Annotated in this window: 17 protein-coding genes; 10 read left to right on the top strand and 7 right to left on the bottom strand. The window is 68.6% G+C overall.

The window, feature by feature from the left end; genetic code table 11:
* The first annotated feature begins 177 nt into the window (after window positions 1-177).
* The 7 genes from VM938_04680 to VM938_04650 all read left to right on the top strand — a co-directional run bounded on the left by VM938_04680 (window position 178) and on the right by VM938_04650 (window position 9,949).
* Window positions 178-678: a hypothetical protein gene (locus tag VM938_04680; GenBank protein ID HVF74321.1), complete on the top strand. Its 501-nt coding sequence runs from the start codon at window positions 178-180 to the stop codon at window positions 676-678.
* A 325-nt stretch (window positions 679-1,003) separates the two neighbouring features.
* The gene (locus VM938_04675; protein ID HVF74320.1) at window positions 1,004-3,661 is read left to right on the top strand and encodes a hypothetical protein; all 2,658 of its coding nucleotides are present in this window, start codon (window positions 1,004-1,006) and stop codon (window positions 3,659-3,661) included.
* 109 nt (window positions 3,662-3,770) lie between these two features.
* The gene (locus tag VM938_04670) at window positions 3,771-5,246 is read left to right on the top strand and encodes an ABC transporter substrate-binding protein (protein ID HVF74319.1); all 1,476 of its coding nucleotides are present in this window, start codon (window positions 3,771-3,773) and stop codon (window positions 5,244-5,246) included.
* Window positions 5,247-5,256: 10 nt separating this feature from the next.
* Window positions 5,257-6,144 (top strand): branched-chain amino acid ABC transporter permease, encoded by an 888-nt coding sequence (locus VM938_04665; protein HVF74318.1) that lies wholly within the window; start codon window positions 5,257-5,259, stop codon window positions 6,142-6,144.
* A complete protein-coding gene (locus tag VM938_04660) occupies window positions 6,141-8,342 on the top strand; it encodes a branched-chain amino acid ABC transporter ATP-binding protein/permease (protein ID HVF74317.1) in 2,202 nt (733 codons plus the stop codon). The genes VM938_04665 and VM938_04660 overlap by 4 nt, the downstream gene beginning before the upstream one ends.
* 5 nt (window positions 8,343-8,347) lie before the next feature.
* The gene (locus VM938_04655; protein HVF74316.1) at window positions 8,348-9,127 is read left to right on the top strand and encodes an ABC transporter ATP-binding protein; all 780 of its coding nucleotides are present in this window, start codon (window positions 8,348-8,350) and stop codon (window positions 9,125-9,127) included.
* Window positions 9,128-9,133: 6 nt separating this feature from the next.
* Window positions 9,134-9,949, top strand: coding sequence for a lysyl oxidase family protein (locus VM938_04650; GenBank protein ID HVF74315.1), 816 nt, complete (start codon window positions 9,134-9,136; stop codon window positions 9,947-9,949).
* Here VM938_04650 and xseB read toward each other — a convergent pair.
* On the bottom strand, window positions 9,946-10,152 hold the full coding sequence (xseB, locus tag VM938_04645; protein HVF74314.1) for an exodeoxyribonuclease VII small subunit: 207 nt from the start codon (window positions 10,150-10,152) through the stop codon (window positions 9,946-9,948). The genes VM938_04650 and xseB overlap by 4 nt on opposite strands.
* Entirely contained in the window at window positions 10,149-11,345 is a 1,197-nt protein-coding gene (xseA, locus tag VM938_04640) for an exodeoxyribonuclease VII large subunit (protein HVF74313.1), read from the bottom strand. The genes xseB and xseA overlap by 4 nt, the downstream gene beginning before the upstream one ends.
* Window positions 11,346-11,425: 80 nt before the next feature.
* Here xseA and VM938_04635 point away from each other — a divergent pair, with 80 nt between their 5' ends.
* Window positions 11,426-11,881, top strand: a complete 456-nt coding sequence (locus tag VM938_04635) for an ATP-binding protein (protein HVF74312.1) — start codon at window positions 11,426-11,428, stop codon at window positions 11,879-11,881.
* On the opposite strand, the gene VM938_04630 is transcribed toward VM938_04635, so the two are convergent.
* Window positions 11,878-12,189, bottom strand: a complete 312-nt coding sequence (locus VM938_04630; protein ID HVF74311.1) for a DUF732 domain-containing protein — start codon at window positions 12,187-12,189, stop codon at window positions 11,878-11,880. The two genes, VM938_04635 and VM938_04630, sit on opposite strands and share 4 nt — an antisense overlap.
* Window positions 12,190-12,233: 44 nt before the next feature.
* Window positions 12,234-14,798 (bottom strand): hypothetical protein, encoded by a 2,565-nt coding sequence (locus VM938_04625; GenBank protein HVF74310.1) that lies wholly within the window; start codon window positions 14,796-14,798, stop codon window positions 12,234-12,236.
* A gap of 245 nt (window positions 14,799-15,043) precedes the next feature.
* On the opposite strand from VM938_04625, the gene VM938_04620 reads away from it, so the two are divergent.
* Window positions 15,044-16,192: a hypothetical protein gene (locus VM938_04620; GenBank protein HVF74309.1), complete on the top strand. Its 1,149-nt coding sequence runs from the start codon at window positions 15,044-15,046 to the stop codon at window positions 16,190-16,192.
* Window positions 16,193-16,198: 6 nt separating this feature from the next.
* Here the strand turns inward: VM938_04620 and VM938_04615 are convergent, their stop codons facing one another.
* Both VM938_04615 and VM938_04610 read right to left on the bottom strand, forming a co-directional pair.
* The gene (locus VM938_04615) at window positions 16,199-17,140 is read right to left on the bottom strand and encodes a UDP-glucuronic acid decarboxylase family protein (GenBank protein HVF74308.1); all 942 of its coding nucleotides are present in this window, start codon (window positions 17,138-17,140) and stop codon (window positions 16,199-16,201) included.
* Window positions 17,140-18,411 carry a UDP-glucose/GDP-mannose dehydrogenase family protein gene (locus VM938_04610; protein ID HVF74307.1) on the bottom strand — a complete coding sequence of 424 codons (1,272 nt, stop codon included), beginning with the start codon at window positions 18,409-18,411 and terminating at the stop codon, window positions 17,140-17,142. Before VM938_04610 ends, VM938_04615 begins: the two co-directional genes overlap by 1 nt.
* 283 nt (window positions 18,412-18,694) lie before the next feature.
* On the opposite strand from VM938_04610, the gene VM938_04605 reads away from it, so the two are divergent.
* Window positions 18,695-20,065 carry a hypothetical protein gene (locus VM938_04605; protein HVF74306.1) on the top strand — a complete coding sequence of 457 codons (1,371 nt, stop codon included), beginning with the start codon at window positions 18,695-18,697 and terminating at the stop codon, window positions 20,063-20,065.
* 76 nt (window positions 20,066-20,141) lie between these two features.
* On the opposite strand, the gene VM938_04600 is transcribed toward VM938_04605, so the two are convergent.
* Window positions 20,142-21,029 (bottom strand): sulfite exporter TauE/SafE family protein, encoded by an 888-nt coding sequence (locus VM938_04600; protein ID HVF74305.1) that lies wholly within the window; start codon window positions 21,027-21,029, stop codon window positions 20,142-20,144.
* Window positions 21,030-21,443 lie beyond the last annotated feature (414 nt).

Genomic DNA, 21,443 nt, shown 5'->3' with positions numbered 1-21,443 from the left:
TCGTCGAAAAAAGCCGACACGCCAGGCGGGGATCGTCGTAGATAGGTGGTGAAGGGCACCTGCAGCCACACCACAGGAACTGCCCCGCTGGGGGGGACCGCCTGGGGGGATTTGGAACCCGTCCTTCACTCCAAATCACTCGAACCACTCGGTTCGACAATCGAAGGGACCCATAACATGAAGCGTCGTCTCGCACTGCTTCTCGCCGCGGCTTCGATCGCCACGGTCGGGATGCTTGCTCCCACCTCGCCTGCTTCGGCCAACACAGACGTCTGCGCCGGCACAGGCACCGCAACGCTCTCGGTCGGCTTCGGCTATCCCGTGAATACGGTGCACGTGCTGCACCCGCACACCGCCAACTTCAGCTTCGGCTTCACCGCCGGTACATGCGTCTCCAAGACGAGCCTCTCCGCCAGCGGTACGGTCACAGGCTACTGCGGCCTCTCGTCGGGTGGCGGCGCCACGACCAACGGCCACAGCTTCAACTTCACAAGCACAGGGACAGTGCTCGTGCTCACCGGCGACGTGACCGGTACCGTGTCGGCCGCGCCGGATCCCACGCACAGCGGCTCCTGCACAAACGAGACCGCCACCCGGTTCCTCATCACGGGTGAGGTCGTGAAGTCGCACACAACAGCGGCACCCCGCCTGTGCGACGCCACAACGACAGCTTGCTAAGGAACCTCTTGGCAGTGCACCACCCAAGCTGAAAAAGAGGTGGGCAGCCGGAGCTGCCCACCTCTTTTCTGTTACCGCCGTTGGAACGTCCACGAAGAAACGTTGACACGGCAGCCACTGGCAGGCGTAGTACGTGTAGACGCATCACCAGGTTCAAGCCGCGCCGAGCTTGTGACGACTCGCCTCGCTACCCTTCTGCGAGAGACGTCGTCGGCAAAGCCTGGTGTCTCCATACCAGCAGGGGGTTCGCACCTTGAGTCGCACTACATCCTGCCGAAAGCAAGTTCGTCGCGGGACGACCACGATCATCGGCTTGCTTTTGGGCATGTCGGTCATCGTGGGCCTTCCGGTTGGGCCCGCGCAGTCCGCCGACGGCGGGCAGCCCCCCATTATCGGTTCGCTCGAGCGCTTTCCCGCCGATGCCGTCAAGGCGCTCGGTGACCGCATCAAGCCCACCTCCGAGTTCGACGAACGCGGTTACTACGGCGGAACCCTCGTCGCCATGCCTCACCTGCGGCAGTTGTGGCAGGTGCACCCGACGGCGAGTGACGCCACCGGCCCGACGGCAATCGCCGTGCGCAACTTCGATTCGCTGGCGCTCACCACATCCTTCGAGTTGCCGGTTTCTCTCTACCGCGGCGCCAAATCCGACTACGGCGGCGACTGGATGCACGCCGTGAGCGACGAGCGGGCCTTCTTCCTCGCCAAGAACAGGGCAGACGGTGCCGCGGCGTGGTCGGTGGCCGAGGTCGACCTGCGCACGTTCGCCCAGAAGAACCACGCGATCAAAGAGCCGTTCGTCGTGGCCAACCGCAGCACGTTCGGTTTCCTCCCCGCGGCCATCGAATACGACCCCTTCGACGACGCGCTCCTGATCCTGTTCGGCGGCGTCCCGGCCACGAGCGGGGGCAACGCCACGACGATCGTCTATCGCCTCGACCTGAAGACCGGAACAAGCCAGACACGGCAGATCCGGGCCTGCAACGGTCCACTGACACCGACCGACTCGGGCGTCAGCTCGCAGCTCGCGGCCGTGATCACGCGCGAATCCGTCTATTTCAGCTGCCAACGCGCGGGCAGCATCGGAGCGGTAGCCCGCCTGAGCCGCCCCGGGATCATCACCGACAGCACCGAAGACATCGTGGCAGGGCCTGCCTACTTGGAGACCGCCTTCGCTGATCCCGACAGTGGTCGCCTGTTCCTCATTACGGTCGCAGGGGAGATCTGGGCCTTCGACACCAGGACGATGTCGTTCGTCGGCGTCGTCGCGGCTGGAGCCGAAGGCGAGATCTTCGCCCGTCTCGGCTACGGAATCGACACCCTGACCGGACGCCTCTTCTTCCAGTCGCGCATCTCCGGGCTGGGAATCGCCGAAGGCCGCTTCTACCCCATTCCGCAAGCTCGGTCGTTCAGCGACCGCTCCGCCGACGGGCAGGAGCGAATCATCAGCGACGGCAAGAACGGGCGCCTCTTCGTCCTCACCGGCTACCAGACCACCCGCGTCCCGGCCTACACCATCTACGACATCGGGCAAGCGCCCGCCCCGCCGCCGCCTGCCGACCCCGACCGCAGCACCCTCGACATCCCCGAGCAGCAGGGCGTGACCGAGCCCCGCTACTTCTCCTCGGCCACCGGCTACGGCGTGCGACTGCTTCTCGCCAAGGGCATCTCGGCGGTCCCGCCCGCCCCCGCCGCCGGGCAAATTGCCCCGTCGGCAGACATCATCAGTAAGAACGTGAACTCACAATGCGGGTTCACCGACCGCGAGCTCGTGGCCGGCCGGGTGTCCAAGGCCGAGTACGAGACCGGCTCCACCTCGGCGCGTGCCATCGGCATCGACGTCGACGAGCGCACCAAGCTCGACCTCACCAACCTGTCGCGCTGCGACGTGACGGTCCGAAGCAGCAGCGAGGTGTTCAGCGGGATCTTCTCAACGGGGCCCAAACCGGTGCAGGACCAAACCCGTAACCTCGACGGCGGCCCCGGTTGGGACAACGAGGCTGCGGACTGCAGCTCCAGCGAGGGCGAGCCGGGCCAAGAGGCGGCCAGCAAGAACGAAACGCCGAGCGCCGGCACGGTTTCCTGCCCCACGCCGGGCGACAAGCTGACCGCCGATGCCGTCGGGTACCTGAACGGCGCCGTTACCGTGGGCAAGGCGACGACCTCGTCGGTGATCAGCCGCACCGACGGCGTCACGGCGACCGTCGTCGCCGAGGCGCAGGACATCAACATCGCCGGCGTGCTCTTCATCGGTGAGGTGACAAGCGTCGCCACATCGCGGTCCAACGGTCGACCCGGGCGCCGGCCCATGTCGGACCACAGCGTCACCGTGAGAGGTGTCCGCAACGGGACCAGCTGGATCTGCAAGGACGTCTGCGACCTCGAAGTCCTGACGCGGACGTTGAACCTGCTCATGGGCGGCCGCGTCGAGTTCCGCACCACGAACGGCCTCGACGAGGGGCTGCGCGCCGGCACCCCGAAGGGTGCCCTCACCGCGGTGCAGAAGTCCTCAGCCCGCCAGTCGTCCGACCAGGCCTTGGTAGGCGACTCGACCACCGAGGTCGCCGGCCTCGAGATGGTCGTCTACAACGACAACAAGCCGTTCGGCCGAGCCCGTCAGATCTACCAGTTCGCCGGCGTGGCCACGGCGGCCACCTACAACATCCAGAAGCTGCCGTTCGGTGACGGCTTCGGCGACGACCCGGACGGCGACGGCTTCGACGAGAGCGACCTCAGCGCCGCGGGAGCGGAGGGAGACGCCTTCATGCCCGACGGGGGCGGCCTCCAGACAACCCCCGCGGTAAGCAAAGGGGATGAAGGTGGTCCGATCGCTCGCTTCCTGCGAGCGCTCGGACGTGGCATCCGGATGTTCTTCACCGATCCGAGGCAGGCCCTTCTCCTCCTGACCGGATGGGCGCTGTTCGCCCTGCCCCCGGTGCTCTCGCGCCGCAGGCGGTTGTTGGCAGCCGCACGTTCCACCTGATCCCTGCGGCACCCCCGTTATCTGACACGGAGGCGTCGCTCAGCCGTACTACTTGCAGAGGTTTCCGTCACCGCTTTCGGTGCCGGGTACCGCGTCCCTGGAGGCCCCGTTGAACCGATCCGCCGCACGACCGTGGCGCTCCGCATTGCTGCTGCTGGCTGGGCTCATCGCCCTGTCGGTGGTCGCCATCGAGCCGCCGCCCAGCAAAGACGAAGTAGAGGCTGCCAACAACGGCGGCACCCTCGCGCCAGGCGCAGAGGGCACGAGTGAGGTCGGCCCGGAAGGTGTCGCCGGCAACGTGCCCGGCGCCCAAGGGGGGCCCGGTGCCCAAGGGGGGCCGACGGCAGCGAATGCCCAGACGCGCAACGGCCAGAAGCTCGAGTGCGCCCCCGGTAAGAACGGTGGCGCCACCGACAAGGGGGTGAGCGGCAACCGCATCAAGCTGGCCGCCACCAACGTGCGCTCGGGCACCGGCTCGTCGTTCCTCGGGTCCTCGTACGTCGGCATGCAAGCCGTGGTCAACCGGGTCAATGCCAAGGGCGGCATCTGCGGGCGGTTGCTCGACCTGCGCATGGTCGACGACGGCTGGGACGGCCCCCGCGGCTCCAACTACATCGCCACCTTCGCCAAGGAGGGTTACTTCGCCCTCCCGGTCGTGCCGTCCTCGGAAGGGCTGACCCAGGCCATTGAGAACAAGACCATCTCCAACGCCGGCATTCCCGTGGTCGGCACCGACGGCATGTTGAAGGAACAGTATTTCGACCCGTGGGTGTGGCCCGTGGCCACCTCGACGGTGAGCACCATGCGCATCATGGCCAAGCACGGCTACGACAAGGGTGCCCGCACGTTCGGCATCATCTTCGACAACACCTATCGCTTCGGTGAAGAGGGCGCGGCGGCGTTCCGCACGTACGTGCAAACGCTGCCGGGCGCCACACTCAAGGCGTTCGTCGGCATCGACCCGGGCAAGCCGAGCTACTCGGCCGACGCCCAGAAGTTCAACAGCGACTGCGGCGGGTCGTGCGACTACGTCTCCATGCTGCTCACCCCGGAGACGGCCGCCACCTATATCGCCAGCCAGCAGAGCGACCAGAGCGGCAAGAAGCTCGGGTTCGGCAAGATCCGCACCGGCGGGGCCCAGCCCCTCTTCAACGAGCGCTTCGGCCGCGACTGCGGGCGGCCGTGCGACGGCATGCTCGTGTGGACCGGCTACAACCCACCCATCGGGCGACTGGCCAGCCTGAAGGACGTGGCCGCGTACGCCGACGAGGTCCACTCCGTCGACCCCGGCGCCGACATCAGCAACCAGTTCCTCGAAGGCGCCTACCTCGGCATGAAGGTGTTCGTCGCCGCCCTGGAGAAGGCAGGGCCGAACCTCACCCGAGCCGCGGTGCGCGATGCCATGAACTCCATGACATTCACCTCCGACCTGGCCTCGCCGCTCACCTGGGCGCCCAACCAGCGCTTCGCCAACATCTCGTCGCAGCCCTTCAAGATCGTGACCAGCTCAGGCAGCTTCGCCGGCTTCGCCGAGGAGGGCAGCGGCTTCATCAAGGACCCGACCCCCGGCGTGGTCCCCAAGTGATCGGGCCCCGATGACCCGACTGCTGCTGTTCCTGCTGTTGTCACTGCCGCTCATCGGCGCCTACGCCATGTTCTCGCTTGGCTTGGTGGTCATCTACCGGGCGTCGAAGGTGTTGAACTTGGCCCACGGCGCCATGGCGATGGTGCCCGCGTACCTGGTGCACACGTTCATCAACTGGGGGGCGCCCATGCTCCTCGCCGTCTTCTTGGCCGTGCTGGCGGGCGGCGGGCTGGGCTGGGGCATCGAGCGGGTGTTCGTGCGCCCGCTGCGCTCTGTCTCCACCACCGCGCAGACGGTCGGCACCGTGGCCGCTCTCGGCCTCATGGTCGCCATGGCCGGGAAGATCTGGGGGACCGGCGGCCAGAAGGCCGACGCCGTCTTCCCCGAGGGCGAGTTCCGGGTCGCCACGTCTGCCATCAAGTACGGCGACGTGGGCCTCTTCGTGGTCATGTTGGTGGTGGCGGGCGCGCTTTACATGCTGCTGCAGCGCACGGGCGTGGGCTTGGCCATGCGGGGAGCCGCCGACAATGCCCGGGCCGCCAGCCTCATGGGCGTGAACCCGCAGTTGGCCACCTCGGCAGCCTGGGCGCTCGGTGGGCTCACCGCCGCCATCGCAGGCATCCTGCTCGCTGCGGTGACCATCCTCCACCCGGTGGTGCTGTCACTCCAGGCAGTTCCCGCCTTGGTCGCCGCCCTTATCGGTGGGCTCGGCAGCCTTCCGGGGGCGCTGGTCGGCGCAGCCATCGTGGGCGTCACCGTCGGCATGGTGCCTGCCATCCCCTCGCTTCAGGCCGTCCCCGGCAGTGGCCAGTTGTTGTTGGCCATCCTGGCCTTGGCGGTCATGGCCGCCCGGGGCGAGCGCTACGTGGCGACCGATGTCCGCGGAGGGGCCCTGTGAGCGGCACCGAGGTGCAGGGACGCGAGTGGCGGGCCTTCGGCCATCCCGGCGCGATAGCGGCCGTGGTCGCCGCCCTTGCCTTCCCGTGGCTGCCTTTCGTCTCGTTCTCGCTCATCGGTACGGCCAACCTGGCGGCGTACTACGCGCTGGTTGCCGTTTCGTTGGTCGTGCTCGTCGGCTGGGTCGGGCAGATCTCGCTCGGCCACGCCGGCATCGTGGGCGTCGGCGCCTACGTGAGCGGTCATGTCGTCAACGGCTGGCACGTGACCTTCCCGGTCAACATCCTGTGGGCGGCGATCGCCGGAGGGGCGGTGGCCCTCGTCCTGGGCATCGTCGCCGTTCGCGTGCGTGGGCTGTACCTGGCCGTCGCCACGATCATCTTCGCCTGGATGGCCAGCGAGTTCCTCTTCCGCCAGAAGTGGTTCACCCGCAACGGCTCAGTCGAGGTCTTCGCCTTTGGCGAAAAGGGGACGTTCCCGTACTTCGACTGGACCGCTCGGCGCACGTACTACTACGCCGCATGGGCCATCGTGGCGGCCTCGATCTACCTGGTGGCCAACCTGCGCGACTCCAAGACGGGGCGGGCCTTCTTTGCCGTGCGCGGCTCCGAGGTGGCAGCCGCCTCGCTCGGGATCAGCGTGGTGCGCACCAAGCTGGTTGCCTTCGGCGTCTCCGGCGCGCTGGCGGGCATCGCCGGGAACCTCCTGCTGGTGCGCGACCAGTCGATCACCGCCGACAGCTTCAAGGTCGAGGTGTCGCTGTTCTTTCTGGCCATAGCGGTAGTGGGCGGGCTGTCGAGCCTCGGCGGGGCCGTGGCAGGCGCCATCCTGTTCGCAACCCTCAACGAGCTGTTCTTCCGCTTCGAAGCCTTTGCCGGATGGCTGGAGGTGGTCCCGCCCGTCCTCCTGACCGCAGTGCTCCTGCTCTACCGGGGTGGGTTGGCCGCCATCCCCGCGGGCATCCAAGCCCGTTTCGGCACCCAGATCGATCAGGCACGGGCCGGCGCACGCAAGCTCCTCGAGCCCGTGCGCAGCGCCGTTGCCGATGCCGGGCGCGGCATGTACGGGCGCATGCGTGACGTGACGCAGCGGAAACCTTCTGACGTCGGTCCGGGCGAGGAGGGCGAGGCGACCCGAGTTCGCCCGTGGACCGATCGGCTGCCTGGCCCCCTGCGCAGCGTGCTGGCCCGAATCACCACGGGCGGCGCCGTGCCTGTCGAGGAGCGCCTCGACATCGACAGCCTGGTCAGCCCCACGCGGGCACGGCCCTCGACCAACGGGAACGGCACCGGCGACCACGGCGACATCGACCACACGCCCTTGCTGTTCCCCACCGAAGCCGTTACCTGGCGGACCATCGACCTCCCTCCCCGCCAGTTGCCACCCGAGCGCGACGACCGCCGCATCCTCATCGAGGCCGACGGCGTGCGAGTGCAGTTCGGCGGCCTCGTCGCCGTCAAGGACGTGACGTTGACCGTGCGCGAACACGAGATCGTGGGCCTCATCGGGCCCAACGGCGCAGGCAAGACCACCACCTTCAACTCCATCGCAGGCCTTAACGTCCCCAGTGCCGGGCGCGTCTACATCTACGGCCGCGACGTCACCGATTGGACCGTCGACCAGCGGGCCCGCCTCGGCGTCGGCCGCACCTTCCAGGCCATTCAGCTCCTGCCGCAGCTGACGGTGTTCGACAACCTGCTCGTGGCCACCCACGTCCACAACGAGTCGGGCCTGCTGTCGCACTTCTTCATCGGCCCCGCCACCCTGCAAGCCGAGGCCGACGGGCGTCGCCAGGTGCGCCAGGTGGCGCAACTTCTCGAGCTCGAGGAGTACCTCGATCGCATCGTCGCCGACCTCCCCTTCGGCGTGCTGCGCATGGTGGAGGTCGCCCGAGCGCTGGTGACCGGCTCGCGCCTCATGATGCTCGACGAGCCCGCCTCCGGCCTCGACAACACCGAGACCGATCGACTGGCCGACATCCTGCGCTTCGTGCGCGACCTGGGCGTCACCATCCTGCTCATCGAGCACGACGTGCAGATGGTGACCTCGGTGTCCGACTACATGTACGTGCTCGAGTACGGGGCCCTGCTGGCCGAGGGCACGCCTGCCGACATCCAGCGCGACCCGCGGGTCATCGCTGCCTACCTGGGCGAAGAGGCCACAGACGAAGCGGCCGAGCCCGAGGAGGTGCACGCCTGATGGCGCTGCTCGAAGTCGAGGGCCTCGACGTCGCCTACGGCGCCATCCAGGCCCTTCGAGGGCTCTCGCTCCACGTCGAGCAGGGTGAGATGGTTGCTTTGCTCGGCGCCAACGGCGCGGGCAAGACCACGACGTTGCGCACCGTCTCCGGGCTCTTGACGCCCCGAGGGGGGTCGATCACCTTCGAAGGACAGCGCATCGACGGCGTACCCGCCTACAAGCTGGTGAACCGGGGCGTAGCCCACCTGCCCGAGGGGCGCGACCTGTTCCCGTCGCTGACCGTCGAAGAGAACCTCAAGTACGGCCACTGGACCCGCCGCCGCGACAAGGGCGACTACAAGCGCCAGCTCGACAAGGTGATGGACCACTTCCCCCGCCTGCGGGAGCGGCGCTCTCAGGTGGCCCGGACCCTGTCCGGCGGCGAGCAGCAGATGCTCGGCGTAGCCCGGGCGCTCATGTCGTCGCCCAAGCTGCTGTTGATCGACGAGCTCTCGCTCGGCCTGGCTCCCATGATCGTGCGGCAGCTGTTCGAGATCCTCGACGGCGTCAACCAGGAGGGCACGGCCGTCCTGCTCGTCGAGCAGTTCGTGCACATGGCTCTCGCCCACACCGACCGCGCCTACGTGCTCTACAAGGGCGAGGTGGTGTTGGAGGGCAACTCCAAGGAGATGGCCGACAACCCCAACCTCATCGCCAGCTACCTCGGCGATGCGGAGGCAGGCGTCGCCGCCGATCCCGAGCCGGTTGCGCCGCGTCGCCGTAAGCGAGCGGTCGAAAGCAGGTAGCGCAGGGTGTCTCGCCGCTCGTTCTCGGTCGTAGCCCTGACGATGCTGCTCCTCGCTTTGGGCTCTCCGTCGGCGCCCGCCAAGCCCAAGGTTCGTGACCTGCTGCCCGATCTCGTCCCCATCTCGACGCGGACGGTGGCCACGGGTGGCCCGGTGACCTGCCAGCCGGTGGAGATGGTCGAACAGGGCGCCCGTCGATGCCTACGGTTCGATCAGACGATCGCCAACTTCGGAGACGGTCCCTTCGAGATCCGCTACGGCATCGAAACCCTGCTCAGCACCCAAGAGCTTCGCCAACGGATCTACCGGAGCGACGGCACGACGCGCGACCGGTTGGCGGACCACTACGAGTTCCACGCTGCCCACGCGCACTTCCATTACAAGAGCTTCGGCCTCACCCGCCTGTGGGCGTCGGACCAGGCCGGGACGCGCTTTGGTGTCGAGCCCGTACGCGACGGTCGAAAGAACGGGTTCTGCGTCGTCGACGTAGAGAACCGGTGGGCGGGGCAGCCGGGAAGCGTTGACGAGCCGCACTACCAGGACCCGCAGTGCCAGGTGCCGTCGGATCTCTCGACAGGCGTCGAGATGGTGCAAGGCATCTCAAAGGGCTGGGCCGACATCTACGCGGCCCACGTCGAAGGCCAGTACGTGGAGATCACCGGGGTGCCCGACGGGTTCTACCTGCTGGAGACCATCGCCGACCCGGAGAACACGGTCCTGGAAGGCGACGAGCGCAACAACAGCGTGTTCACGCACGTACAGCTTTGCAACGACTTCGCCCAGTTGTACCCGCCACCCCCGGGCTTCGATTTCTGCCCCTAAGTCCCTTCGGGAGTGGCGAGGCCCTCGACGCGTTGTTGCACGCGGACCAGGCGTTCGGCGGCGAGGGCGTGGAGGTGCTGGGCTCGTTCGTAGAGGTCGGCGGCTTCCTCAATGCCGATATCGCCGGCGGCCATGCGCTCGGTCAGCTGCTCCAGGGCAGTCACGAGTTGTTCGAAGGTGAGGTCTTCGTCGGCGGTCGTCATGCGGTGACCTCCGCCGCGATGCGGCCGGTGGCCACTTGGATGTCGAGGGCGGCGCCCACCGTGACGGCATCGGCGGCCCGGACGACCTTCCCGTCGGTGTCGCGCACGACGGCGTAGCCGCGCTCGAGCACCCGGACCGGTGACAAGGCTTCGATGTGGCGGTGCACGGCCGCCAGCTTCTCGGCCCCCCAGGCGATGCGACGAGCCGGGTGTACCAAGGCAAGGCGCGACCCTGCGCGTTCGTGGCGATCGGTCGCCGCGCGCAGGCCCGCCGTCAGCGCCGCTCTCGGCTCGATGCGTCCCAGCCGTTCCGCAGCCTGCGCCAGCCGCACGTCGAGCGTCGCCGCCGCCCGCGCCAGTAGCGCTGCCACCTCGGCTTCGAGCTCGGCACGGCTGGGCACCACGGCCGCAGCGGCGATCGACGGCGTGCCGCAGCGCAGGTCGGCCACCTGGTCGCACAAGGGACGGTCGCCTTCGTGGCCCACCGCGGAGACCACGGGAGCCCGGGTGGCGGCGATGGCCCGGCACAGCAACTCGTCGGAGAACGGCAACATCTGGGCGGCGTCGCCCCCGCCACGAGCGAGGATGATCACCTCCACCTCGGGCCGCTCGTCGAGCGCCTGGAGCGCTCGCACGATGGCGTCGGCGGCGCCCGGTCCCGACACGTTGGTCTCCGAGAACCTGACCGGGTAGCCGGAGAAGCGGGCCGCAACCACCGACTCGATGTCGGCCCGCACTGCGGCTTCCGATCCGCACACCACCCCGATGGACTGCGGCAGCCGCGGGATGGGGCGAGGCGCCCGCCCGATGAGGCCGTCGGCGGCCAAGCGGTCCCGCACCTCGGCCAGCAAGGCGGCGATGGCACCGGCGCCCACCGGAGCGACCTCCTCGGCGACCAGTTGAAGCTGGCCCCGCTCGTTCATCCACGTCGGCGCACCCGTCACCACCACCCGCTCCCCCGCCACCACCCGGCATCGAGCGAGCCGGTTGGCCGGGCACCGGACGGAGAGCTGCGAGGCTCGATCGCGCAGGGTGAAATAGGTGCCGCCGGGATGCTGTGACGGCCGCACGACCTCGCCCTCTACGGCGATGCGGCCGATACTCGCCAGCGACCGGGCGATCTCGCCGCTGAGCCGCACCAAGCTGACCCGGCGAGGGCCGTTGTCGACCTCGAAGAGGGGCGGGGAATCCACGCAGCGAGCCTAGGCTGCAGGTGTCGGGCCGGCGGGACCCGGGCACATGAAACGGCAACACGCCGAGGAGGCCGCACCTTGTGGAGTTAACGCTTGGCTTGACCCTGCCGAGAGACGAGCTCAGCATCCCCATTGCCCGTCACATCTGCCGCGACGCCCTCAACGAGGTCGGCGTCGAGCCCGACTGCCGCAGCGACATCGAGATCGCCCTGACCGAGGCCTGCACCAACGTGCTCGAGCACTCGGGGCCGGGCGACGAGTACCGGATCGACGTCACCGTCGACGGGGAGCTGTGCGTCATCCGCGTGGTCGACACCGGCCACGGCTTCGACTCGGCGTCACTGGCCGACATGACGGGTGACCTCGTCTCGGAAGGCGGCCGTGGTGTCTTCCTCATGCGGGCGCTCGTCGACCGGATCGAGTTCATCTCCAAGCCGGAGGCGGGCACCGTCGTGCACTTGGAGAAGACCCTCGAACTGCGCGACGACGGTCCTGCCGCCCAGCTTCTGCGGCGCAAGGATGGCTCGGCCGGTTAGCTGTCGCGGTCGGGCAACTCCGGGCAGAGGTGGCGCCGGGCGGCGGTGACCACCTGGCTCTGCCCGTCGTAGACCCGGCCCGCCAACTGGTCCTCGAAGACCACGGCCAGCGAGCTCCCGGTACGCCGCAGGCCCTCGCAGAAACGACGGCCCAAGGCGACCAAGTCGGCGTCTGCACTGCGCTGGAGAGACACCGGGACGGGCTGGGCACGCACAGCCGACACGAACGCGACCTCAGGACGTGACGGTGCCTTGGCGTCGTCACCGGCGGACGCCACCAGGAACCACGCCAGGCCCACGACGGCCACGACCGTCGCCGCCAGGGCGACGGCGAGGGCGTGGCGGACGGGGATCAGGACGCAAGCCGCCGACGGCGACCGGCGACGACGAAGCCGAAGCCGACGACCATGAACGCCCCGCCCGTGAAGGCCCACAGGGCCAGCTCGCGGCCGGTGCGAGGCAGCTCGACGCCGGCGACGACACGGGGGCGCTCCTCTGTTACGCCCAGCACCACTGCGGGCGCCTCGGTCACGGCCACCGAGGCCGAGCCCGTGTTCGAGGCTGTGCCGCCCTCGTTGTCGCGCACCCGAGCGGTGACCACGTTGACGTGGCTGGTGCCCCCGGTGCCCGCCACGAAGGCGGTGAACGAGCACGAGTAGGTACCCGGCTTGGTCAACGTCGCGGGCAGGGCGCACGTCGTCGTCGGCAACGCCGTGACGTCGCCGTACACCGAGTCGGTGAGCTCGTACAGCGTGACGGGTTCGACCGACTGGTTGGTCACGACCACGTCGAACACCACGTCGCCGCCCGGCGCTTCCACCGACGTCGTGCGGGGCGTCTTGGTCACGGAGATGACGGGCGCCACGTCGGTGAACGTCACCGACGCCGAGCCCGTGTTCGAGGCCTCGTTGACCTCGTCGTCGCGAGCCTTCGCAGTCACGCTGCTGGCCTGCGGCGTGGCGGGGTCGCCGCTCACGGCCGCCGTGAAGATGCAGGTATATGTGCCGCTGCCGGCGATCGCCGATGGCAGCGCACAGTTGGAGGCGCTGATGCGGGGGTCGCCCGCCAGGTTGCCGAAGTCGTCGTCGGTCAACTCGTACAGCGAGACGGGCTCGGCCGTGCCGTTGGTGACGGCGACGGAGAAGTCGACGTCGCCGCCGGGCTCCGGCATGGAGGACGGGTTCGGCGTCTTGGTCACGGTGATGGCGGGCAGGGCGTCCGTAAGCGCCACTGTGGCGGTTGCGGTGGCGTCGGCCTGGTTGCCCTCGTTGTCGCTTGCCTCTGCGGTCACCGTGTTCTCGTGCGCTGTCGGCGCGTCGCCGCTTACCACCACCGTGAACGTGCACGAGTAGAAGCCGTCGCCCGCGATGGCCTGCGGCACCGCGCACGTGGTTGTCGGCAGCGCGGTGATGTCACCGAAGTCGGAGTCGTCGAGGTCGGTCAGCGAAACTGCCTCGGCGGTGTCGTTGTCGACGCGGACGGTGAAGGTCACGTTGGCACCCGTCTCCACCACCGAGGAGACGGACGGCGTCTTGGTGACGCTGATGTCGGGGTTGCGGTTCACGACGTCGACGTCGGCCGTGGCATCGCCTGTGATGTTGTTGCCCTCGGCGTCTGTGACGGTGGCGTCGACCTCGTTTGTGTGCCGGTCGCCCGCGTTGCCCGTCACCGCGCCGGTGAAGGCGCAGGAGTATGTGGCTCCCGCGACGATCGTCTGCGGGACCGCGCACGTCGTTGTGTCGGCCGCGGTGACGTCGCCGAAGTCGGAGTCGTCGAGGTCGCTGAGGGTGACCGGCTCGGTGGCGCTGTTGTTGGTGACCGACACGGCGAAGCTCACGTCGGCACCCGGCTCGGTCACCGTCGACGGGGTGGGCGTCTTGGTGACGGAGATGGTCGGCACGACGTCGGCGTTGTTGAAGGTGCACGTGACATCGGTGCCCTCGGCCAACTTGACCGAGACGGTGGCCGTGGCCTTGTTGGTGGTGACGTCGGCGCCGCTGCTACAGGTGATCGAAGTGAGCTGCCACCCGGTCGGCACCGTCTCTGTGAAGTCGTAGGTCGCCTTCGATGTGGTCGTGTAGAAGTCGGTGAGGCCCGAGAACTTCTTGGTGTTCGCGGCCGTGCCGTTGTCGACCAGGTCGAAGGTTCCGAGGCCGTCGGAGGCAGTGAAGCCGAAGCTGCGGGAGCCCTCGGGGGTGGCCTGCTTGACGATGGTGATCGAGCTCTCGAAGATCACCGCAGCGGCGCTCAGCGAGCGGTCCTGGTTGCCGCCGCCGCCGTCGAGGCCGAGCAGGCGCAAGTGGTACGGCGAGCCCGAGATGCCCGATGCCGAGCTGTTGGGGCCCCAGTCGAGGCGGGTGGCGATGTGGCCGCTGAAAGCGAGCACGACCGGCGACGTCGTTGCCGCGGTGAACGTCAATGTGATCCTGGTGGAACTGTCGCCTGCGTAGGAGCCGGTGACGGCATACGGCGAGTGCGCCGTGACGGTCCCGTTCCACATGTTGAAGGCGCCTGCGACCTGCGGGCCCACGTTGGGGTCGTCGGGGATGGGGTAGGTGGAGGCGGCGCCGAGGGAGCAGCCGGCCACGCCCGCACAGGGGTTGGCCGTGGTCTCGGTGCGGTCGAACGACGTGAGGTAGTCGAGGGCGTGCTTGCCGCTCTTGGTCGTGTCCCACTCGAAGGTGACGGTGTGGGACGACGACGCCGCCAGGTTGGAGAACACGATGCGATAGGGGACGGAGTCACCTTCGCCGTAATGCGAGTTGTTCTCGTTCAGGTTGCCGTTGACCCAGTCGCACGCCTTGGGTGTGGCGGCCTTGCCGTTCTCGCACTGGTCGAGGTCGGCGCTGGGGTTGGCCGCCTGGGCAGGCGCCCCGCCGACAGGGAAGAGGGCAAATACGAAGGCGGCAATCGCCACGCCCCGCCATGCCCGTCCTGCTGATCGGTTCCGGAACCCTTGCACCATGTCCTCCTGACTTGGCGGGGCCGGGTTCACCTGGCTTCTCTCGGGTGCAGTGACCAATTCATCCCGAGGATCGTCGCCTCCCCACGAACAGCGTGGCCGTTCGGGCGACAAATCTGGATAGTCAATATTGATGAATCACTGTCTGATTCCGCCCGTACGGGGACGAATTCGCAGGCGTGCCAGGTACCTTCGACAACGTGCGCAGAGTTGCCGTGGCCGTCGTCGCCCTCTTCCTCTTCGACTTGGTCGCCCTGGCGACGGTCGACGACGGGGGATCGGTGAGCCAGGTGGCGACCGGCGACGTGAGCACCACCACGACGTCGGCGGACGAGGAGCCTGACGACTCCACCACGACCACCACGGCGGCGGCGCTGCCGACGAGCACCACCGCGGCTGTCCCGAAGGCGACGACCACCACTGTCCGGCCCGTCGGACGCGTCGAGGGTCGTGGGGTTTACGTGGCCGGGGCCGATGGCGCCGGCATCGTCAAGGTCGCCACCGCGTCGTCGGGCGGTGTCGGTGCACCGTCGTGGTCGCCGGACGGCACGCAGGTCGCCTTCACTCGCGACAGCGGGCTGTGGGTGGTGCGCGTCGACGGGTCGGGGCTCCGACGCCTCGACGCAGGTGGCCCGGTGTGCTGCGATGCCCGCTGGTCGCCCGACGGCGCCCGGGTCGCCGTGCAGGCGCCCGCGGCAAACGGTCGCTACCGCATCCTCGCCGTGCCCGTCGGCGGCGGGCCCGTCGCCACGTTGGCGGACCAAGCGGCCAAGCCCCGGTGGTCGCCCGACGGCAAGCTCCTCGCCTTCCTGCGCACGCACGACAACCACGACGACCTCGTCGTGCGCGACGCGGCCGGAGTCGAGCGGGCAGTCGCCCACGGGGCCAAGGGCGAGATGGCGTGGGCACCCGACAGCGGCAGGATCGCCTACACCAACTTCGTGCTCAACAGCTACGCGGCGAGCAACGGCATCAACGTGGTGGCGGCCGACGGTTCCGGCGACCGTCGCCTGACCGACACCGCCGAGGTCGGCTGGCCCGTGGACTGGTCTCGCCAGGGGCTCGTGACGTGGTGCGACAACGGCAACACGTCGGTCATCGGCGCCAACGGGGCGAACAAGCGAGTGGTCGCCACGGGGGCCGTGGCGCCGGCCTTCTCGCCGACGGGGCGCATGGCGATCATCGACCAGCGGCGCCACGACGCCACCGGGCGCATCGACACCGACATCGAGGTGGTCGAAAGCGACGGCAGCGGTCGACGTCGGCTCGTCGACAGCCCGTCACGCACCACGCTGGCGGGCGTCAGTTGGTCGCCTGGAGGCGACCGTCTCGCCTTCGTCGCTGCATAGCGCCGGTCAGCGGGCCGGCCCTTGGCGCCGGAAGAACTCCACCGTCGCCTCCAGGCCCTCACGCAGTGCCACCTTCGGTTCCCAACCGAGCGCCTCGCGGGCCAGCGTGATGTCGGGACGGCGCTGCTTGGGATCGTCCTGCGGAAGCGGTTGCTCGATGATCGGCGAGGACGATCCCGTGACCTCCACCACCACGTGGGCGAGCTCGCGGATGGTGAACTCCTTGGGGTTGCCGATGTTCACGGGGCCGATCGTGTCGCCGTCGAGCAAGGCGAGGATGCCGCGCACGGCGTCGGCGACGTAACAGAAACTTCGCGTCTGGCTGCCCTCGCCGTAAGCCGTGACGGGCTTGCCCTCCAACGCTTGCACGACGAAGGTCGACACCACCCGCCCGTCGTCACGACGCATGCGGGGGCCGTAGGTGTTGAAGATGCGGGCGATGCGCACGTCGACACCGTGGACCCGGTGGTACGCCATCGTCATGGCCTCGGCGAAACGCTTGGCTTCGTCGTACACGCCACGGGGGCCGACCGGATTGACGTTCCCCCAGTACGACTCGGTCTGCGGGTGCTCCAGAGGGTCCCCGTAGACCTCACTGGTGGAGGCGAGCAGGAAGCGAGCGCCTTTGTCCTTGGCCAGTCCCAGCAGGTTGTGCGTGCCGAGGCTGCCGACCTTCAGGGTCTGGATCGGCAGTTCCAGGTAGTCGACGGGCGAGGCGGGCGAGGCGAAGTGAAGCACGGCGTCGACCGGACCGGGCACGTGCACGAAGGTGCTGACGTCGTGGTGGACGAAGGTGAACCTGGCATCGCCGAGCAGTGGGTCGAGATTGTCGAGCGACCCCGTCACCAGGTTGTCGACGGCGACCACTTCGTCGCCGCGGACCAACAGCTGTCCGCAGAGGTGCGAGCCCAGGAAACCGGCTCCACCGGTGACGACGACTCGCGCCATCAGGCCCGGCCCAGGCAGTCGTAGAGGAAGCCATGGCGCCGTACCGCAGCCGGCTCCAACAGGTTGCGGGCGTCGACGATCCGGGGATCGGCCATCAGCGCGAACACCTTGGCGAGGTCGAGCCAACGGAACTCGTCCCACTCGGTGAGCACGGCCAGCACGCTGGCTCCCTCGCACGGCGCGTAGCCGTCCCCGCACACCTCGATGCCGTCGAGCGGCCGCTGCACCGCAGGGTCGTAGGCCTTGACCGTTGCACCTCGGCGCACGAGGCGTGCCGCCACCTCGAGCGCAGGCGACTCCCGCACGTCGTCGGTGCGGGCCTTGAACGCCAGCCCCCACAACGCGACGGTCTTGCCGTCCACCGAGCCCCCCGCCATGCGCACGATCTTGTCGGTCACCCGCTCGTACTGCTCCTCGTTGACCGACACGACGCCCTTCAGCAACGAGAAGTCGTAGCCCGCTTCTTCACCGATGCGCACGAGGGCCTTGGTGTCCTTGGGCAAGCACGAGCCCCCCCACCCGGGGCCGGGCTTGAGGAACTCGAAACCGATGCGCCGGTCGTAACCCATGCCCAGCGCCACGTCGCGGACATCGGCACCCACTGCCTCGCACAGGTTGGCTATCGCGTTGACGAACGAAACCTTGGTGGCGAGGAAGGCGTTAGAGGCGTATTTGATCGTCTCGGCCGACGCTGGGTCGGTGACCATCAACGGCGCCCCCAATTGCTCGAACAACGACGCCACCCGCAACGCCGCCGCCTGGTCCTCGGTGCCGATCACGATGCGGTCGGGGTTCAAGCAGTCGTGCACCGCCGATCCTTCGCGAAGGAACTCCGGGTTCGACGCCACGAAGACGTCGTCGCGGTCGAGCGCCGCTTCCACCACACGGGTCGACCCGACGGGCACCGTCGACTTGTTGACGACGACGGCCTCGGAGCGGAGGCGGGGCCCGATCTCCCGTGCCGCGTCCTCGATGTAGCTGATGTCGGCGCTGCCGTCGATGCGCTGCGGCGTGGGCACGCACAGAAAGACGAACTCGACCTCGGCGACCGCTGCTGCAGGCCCGAGCACGAAGCGCAAGCGGTCGCCGTCGATGCCTTCTCGAACAAGTGCTTCGAGGCCCGCCTCGAAGATGGGGATGCGCCCGGACCTGAGCAGCTCGACCTTCTCGGGCACAACGTCCGCGCAGGTCACGTCGTGGCCCAACTTGGCCAGGCAGGCGCCCGTGGTGAGCCCCACGTACCCGGTCCCGATCACTGCGATCTCGCTCACGCGCGTACAACTCCTTCTGACGCTTCCAGGAACGCGAGCACCCGCGGACCAGTGCCCGCCAGTTCGTTGCACGGAGCGACGATCCCGGGGGGTGCGTTTCCGGCAGGCGGTGACATATCGGTCACAGAACCACTCTTCATGGACGCGTAGGGGTTGACACGGCTCGCGCCGCCGGTACTCTCGGCAACTCATGCCCTCCGGGCGCAGTGCTCGGACGGGAGACGCGGGAGTTCTTGTGAAACGAATTGCTATCGGGGCGGCGAGCGCGCTCACCCTTCTTGCAGTGATCGCCGTGCCGGCGCCCACTGCCTCGGCGGACACCGGCGGCGAGGCCCGTCTTCGAGATGCCGGCGATCGCCTCGTGGCTGCGGCGTCGTGGGGCGGAGCGGGCGGCGGTGACGGCACGGTCAGTGCCGCCGAGGTCCGCTCGTCGGGCGACGCCGCCGGCGACGTGCCGTACTGCCAAGGCGACATCAGGTCGTTCGCCGTGAACTACGGCTCTACGGTCGACGTCTCCGCGACCTCGGCGTGCAGTTCGAACCCGGGCACGTCGCCGAACTGGGTCGACGGGGCGAGCGTGATCGGCTGGTTCTTCGACCACACCTACGACGGCACCCTCGACTACGGGGTGTTCTACGGCAACGACGGCACAAGCGTGATCGCCCAAGTCGTGCGACTGTCCGACGAGGTCACGACCTGCCAAGTCGCGGGCAGCTGGGACGGCAACAAGACCTACAGCACGTCGTTCGCGCCAAGCTGCTTCGGCAACCCGTCGCGCACGCACGCTGGCGTGCTCTTCCTTTGGGACGAGAACCCCTCTGCCGAGACGTGCGAGTGCCCGATCGACGCCGCTCCTGAAGAGGTGATGATCGGCCCGATCTGGAAGGGGCAGCCGCCTGCGCCCGGCACCGGCGGCTCCGGCTACTGGATGCTGCGTGAGGACGGGGTCGTCTACGCCTTCGGGGCGGCCCGGCATTACGGCGATGCCAACGTGGGTGGGGCCATCGCCACCGACATCGACGCCCGGCCCAACGACAACGCGGGCTACTGGGTCGTCGACAACCAAGGCCATGTGTTCGCCTTCGGTTCCGCCGGATGGCACGGCAACGCCACGGGGCTGCAGCCGGGTGAGCAGACCACCAGCATCGCGGGAACGAAGTCGGGTAATGGCTATTACATCTTCACCGACCGAGGGCGTGCCTTCACCTTCGGCGACGCCGTGTTCCGGGGCGACATGCGGGGCATCGTGCTCAACGGCCCCGTGCTCGACTCCAACGTGACCGGCGCAGGGACGGGCTACTACATGGTGGCGTCCGACGGCGGCGTGTTCTCGTTCAACACCCCGTTCTACGGCTCGATGGGCGGCAAGCGGCTCAACCAGCCGGTCAACGGCATGGCCACCGACCCCGACAACGCCGGGTACTGGTTGGTGGCAGGCGACGGCGGCGTGTTCTCCTTCAACGCCAACTTCAAGGGGTCGATGGGCAGCACACCGCTGAACAAGCCGGTGGTGGGCATGGTCGCCTACGGCAACGGCTACCTGATGGTGGCCAGCGACGGCGGCATCTTCAACTTCTCCAACAAGGCGTTCGTCGGCTCGCTGGGGTCGAACCCGCCGCCGATCCCCATCATCTCGGTGGCGCCCGTCCGCTGACGTTTCCAGTTTCACGAAGAGGGCGGCGAGGCGACTCGTCGCCCTCTTTCGCGTGCGAACGAGGGCGCCGGTCGGATCAGCCCACGGCGTCGTGCACGGGCAGTGGGGCCCGGCGTGCCGCCACGGCGAGGCGCAGCGCCAGCACAGCCCAACCGGCAGCGAGCAGCACCGACGCCGCGGCCAGGATCGAGGGCCGGACGCCGAGGACGCCAGCCAAGGTGCGGGCGTTGGTGGCCACGATGAAGCCGCCGATGGCGGTGCCCAACGTGCGCTGGTCGAGGCGCTGGGTGAGCCAGGCGGCGAACGGGGCCGCCACGGAACCGCCGAGCAGCAGGGCACCCACGAGGACGGGGTCGATCTGCTTCCACGGCAGCGCGATCAGGAAGCCGACGCTGGCGCCGAGGGACACCAGGAACTCGCTGGCCGACACCGTGCCGATCACCCGGCGGGCCTCCATCCGCCCGGCGGCCAGCAGGGTCGACGTGCCCACCGGCCCCCAGCCCCCACCGCCCGCGGCATCGAGGAACCCGGCGCCGGCGCCGAGGGCGGCGAAGAAGCGCTTCCCGTGCGGACGGTTGGCGACCACTTCGCCGACGCTGCGCCCCGAGCGGGAGCGCACCAGGACGTAGACGCCCAGGACGGCGAGGACGACGGCGACCCACGGCTTGGCCGTGTCGGCCGACAGCGAGCTCAAGACGGTGGCGCCCAGGAAGGCGCCGAAGGCGCCGGGGACGGCCATCCACCGCAGGGCCCGCCAGTCGACGTTGCCGAAGCGATGGTGCGCAACGCCCGACACCAGAGACGTTCCCACCTCGGCCAGGTGGACGCTGGCCGAGGCCAGGGCCGCCGCCGTGCCCGAGGTGACCAGGAACGAGGTCGACGTGACGCCGTAGCCCATCCCCAGCGAGCCGTCGACGAGCTGGGCCACCAACCCGGCAAGACTGAAGGTGAGAAGGCGGCGCACAAGGACCTCCGGCTGGGATACGAAACCTGACTTATCTGATCAGGTTTTAATCCCGACCGTCAAGGTCAGGTTTGGTTTGTGCGCCGACCGCGGGCGACGGCCGGAACCGCGGCCACTTCCCCAAGTCGTGCAACGGTTCATCGGCCCTGAGTGAAGAGCGGTGACGGGCGATCTCTCGCTTCGCTGCCCGACGTTCCTCCTAATCTCAGGCTTTTGCCAAGGGCCTGCCCACTCACCCTGCCAATCGGCAGGGTGATCATCTTCCGATAAACCGGCTCTACGCGAATGAGTGGGGAGAGCGGGTTCTGATCCTGGGCGGCTGGGGTTGCGACGGCCAGGTGACGCCGCCGGCATGGAGGAGCACTCGGAGCCGGTAGTGCTCGAAGCTGCGGAAGCCGTGTCCGCAGCGCTTCA

It is taken from the genome of Acidimicrobiales bacterium (assembly GCA_035536915.1).
In the GTDB taxonomy this organism is placed as follows: domain Bacteria; phylum Actinomycetota; class Acidimicrobiia; order Acidimicrobiales; family JAHWLA01; genus JAHWLA01.
The sequence above is the reverse complement of the archived record's forward strand: the minus strand, read 5'-3'. Positions and strand labels throughout refer to the sequence as shown.

Bases quoted from the DNA above. Each gene is read 5' to 3' on its own strand.
- VM938_04680 (HVF74321.1), top strand. From the start codon at position 178: ATGAAGCGTCGTCTCGCACTGCTTCTCGCCGCGGCTTCGATCGCCACG.
- VM938_04675 (HVF74320.1), top strand. From the start codon at position 1,004: ATGTCGGTCATCGTGGGCCTTCCGGTTGGGCCCGCGCAGTCCGCCGAC.
- xseB (HVF74314.1), bottom strand. From the start codon at position 10,152: ATGACGACCGCCGACGAAGACCTCACCTTCGAACAACTCGTGACTGCC.
- VM938_04615 (HVF74308.1), bottom strand. From the start codon at position 17,140: ATGGCGCGAGTCGTCGTCACCGGTGGAGCCGGTTTCCTGGGCTCGCAC.
- VM938_04665 (HVF74318.1), top strand. From the start codon at position 5,257: ATGACCCGACTGCTGCTGTTCCTGCTGTTGTCACTGCCGCTCATCGGC.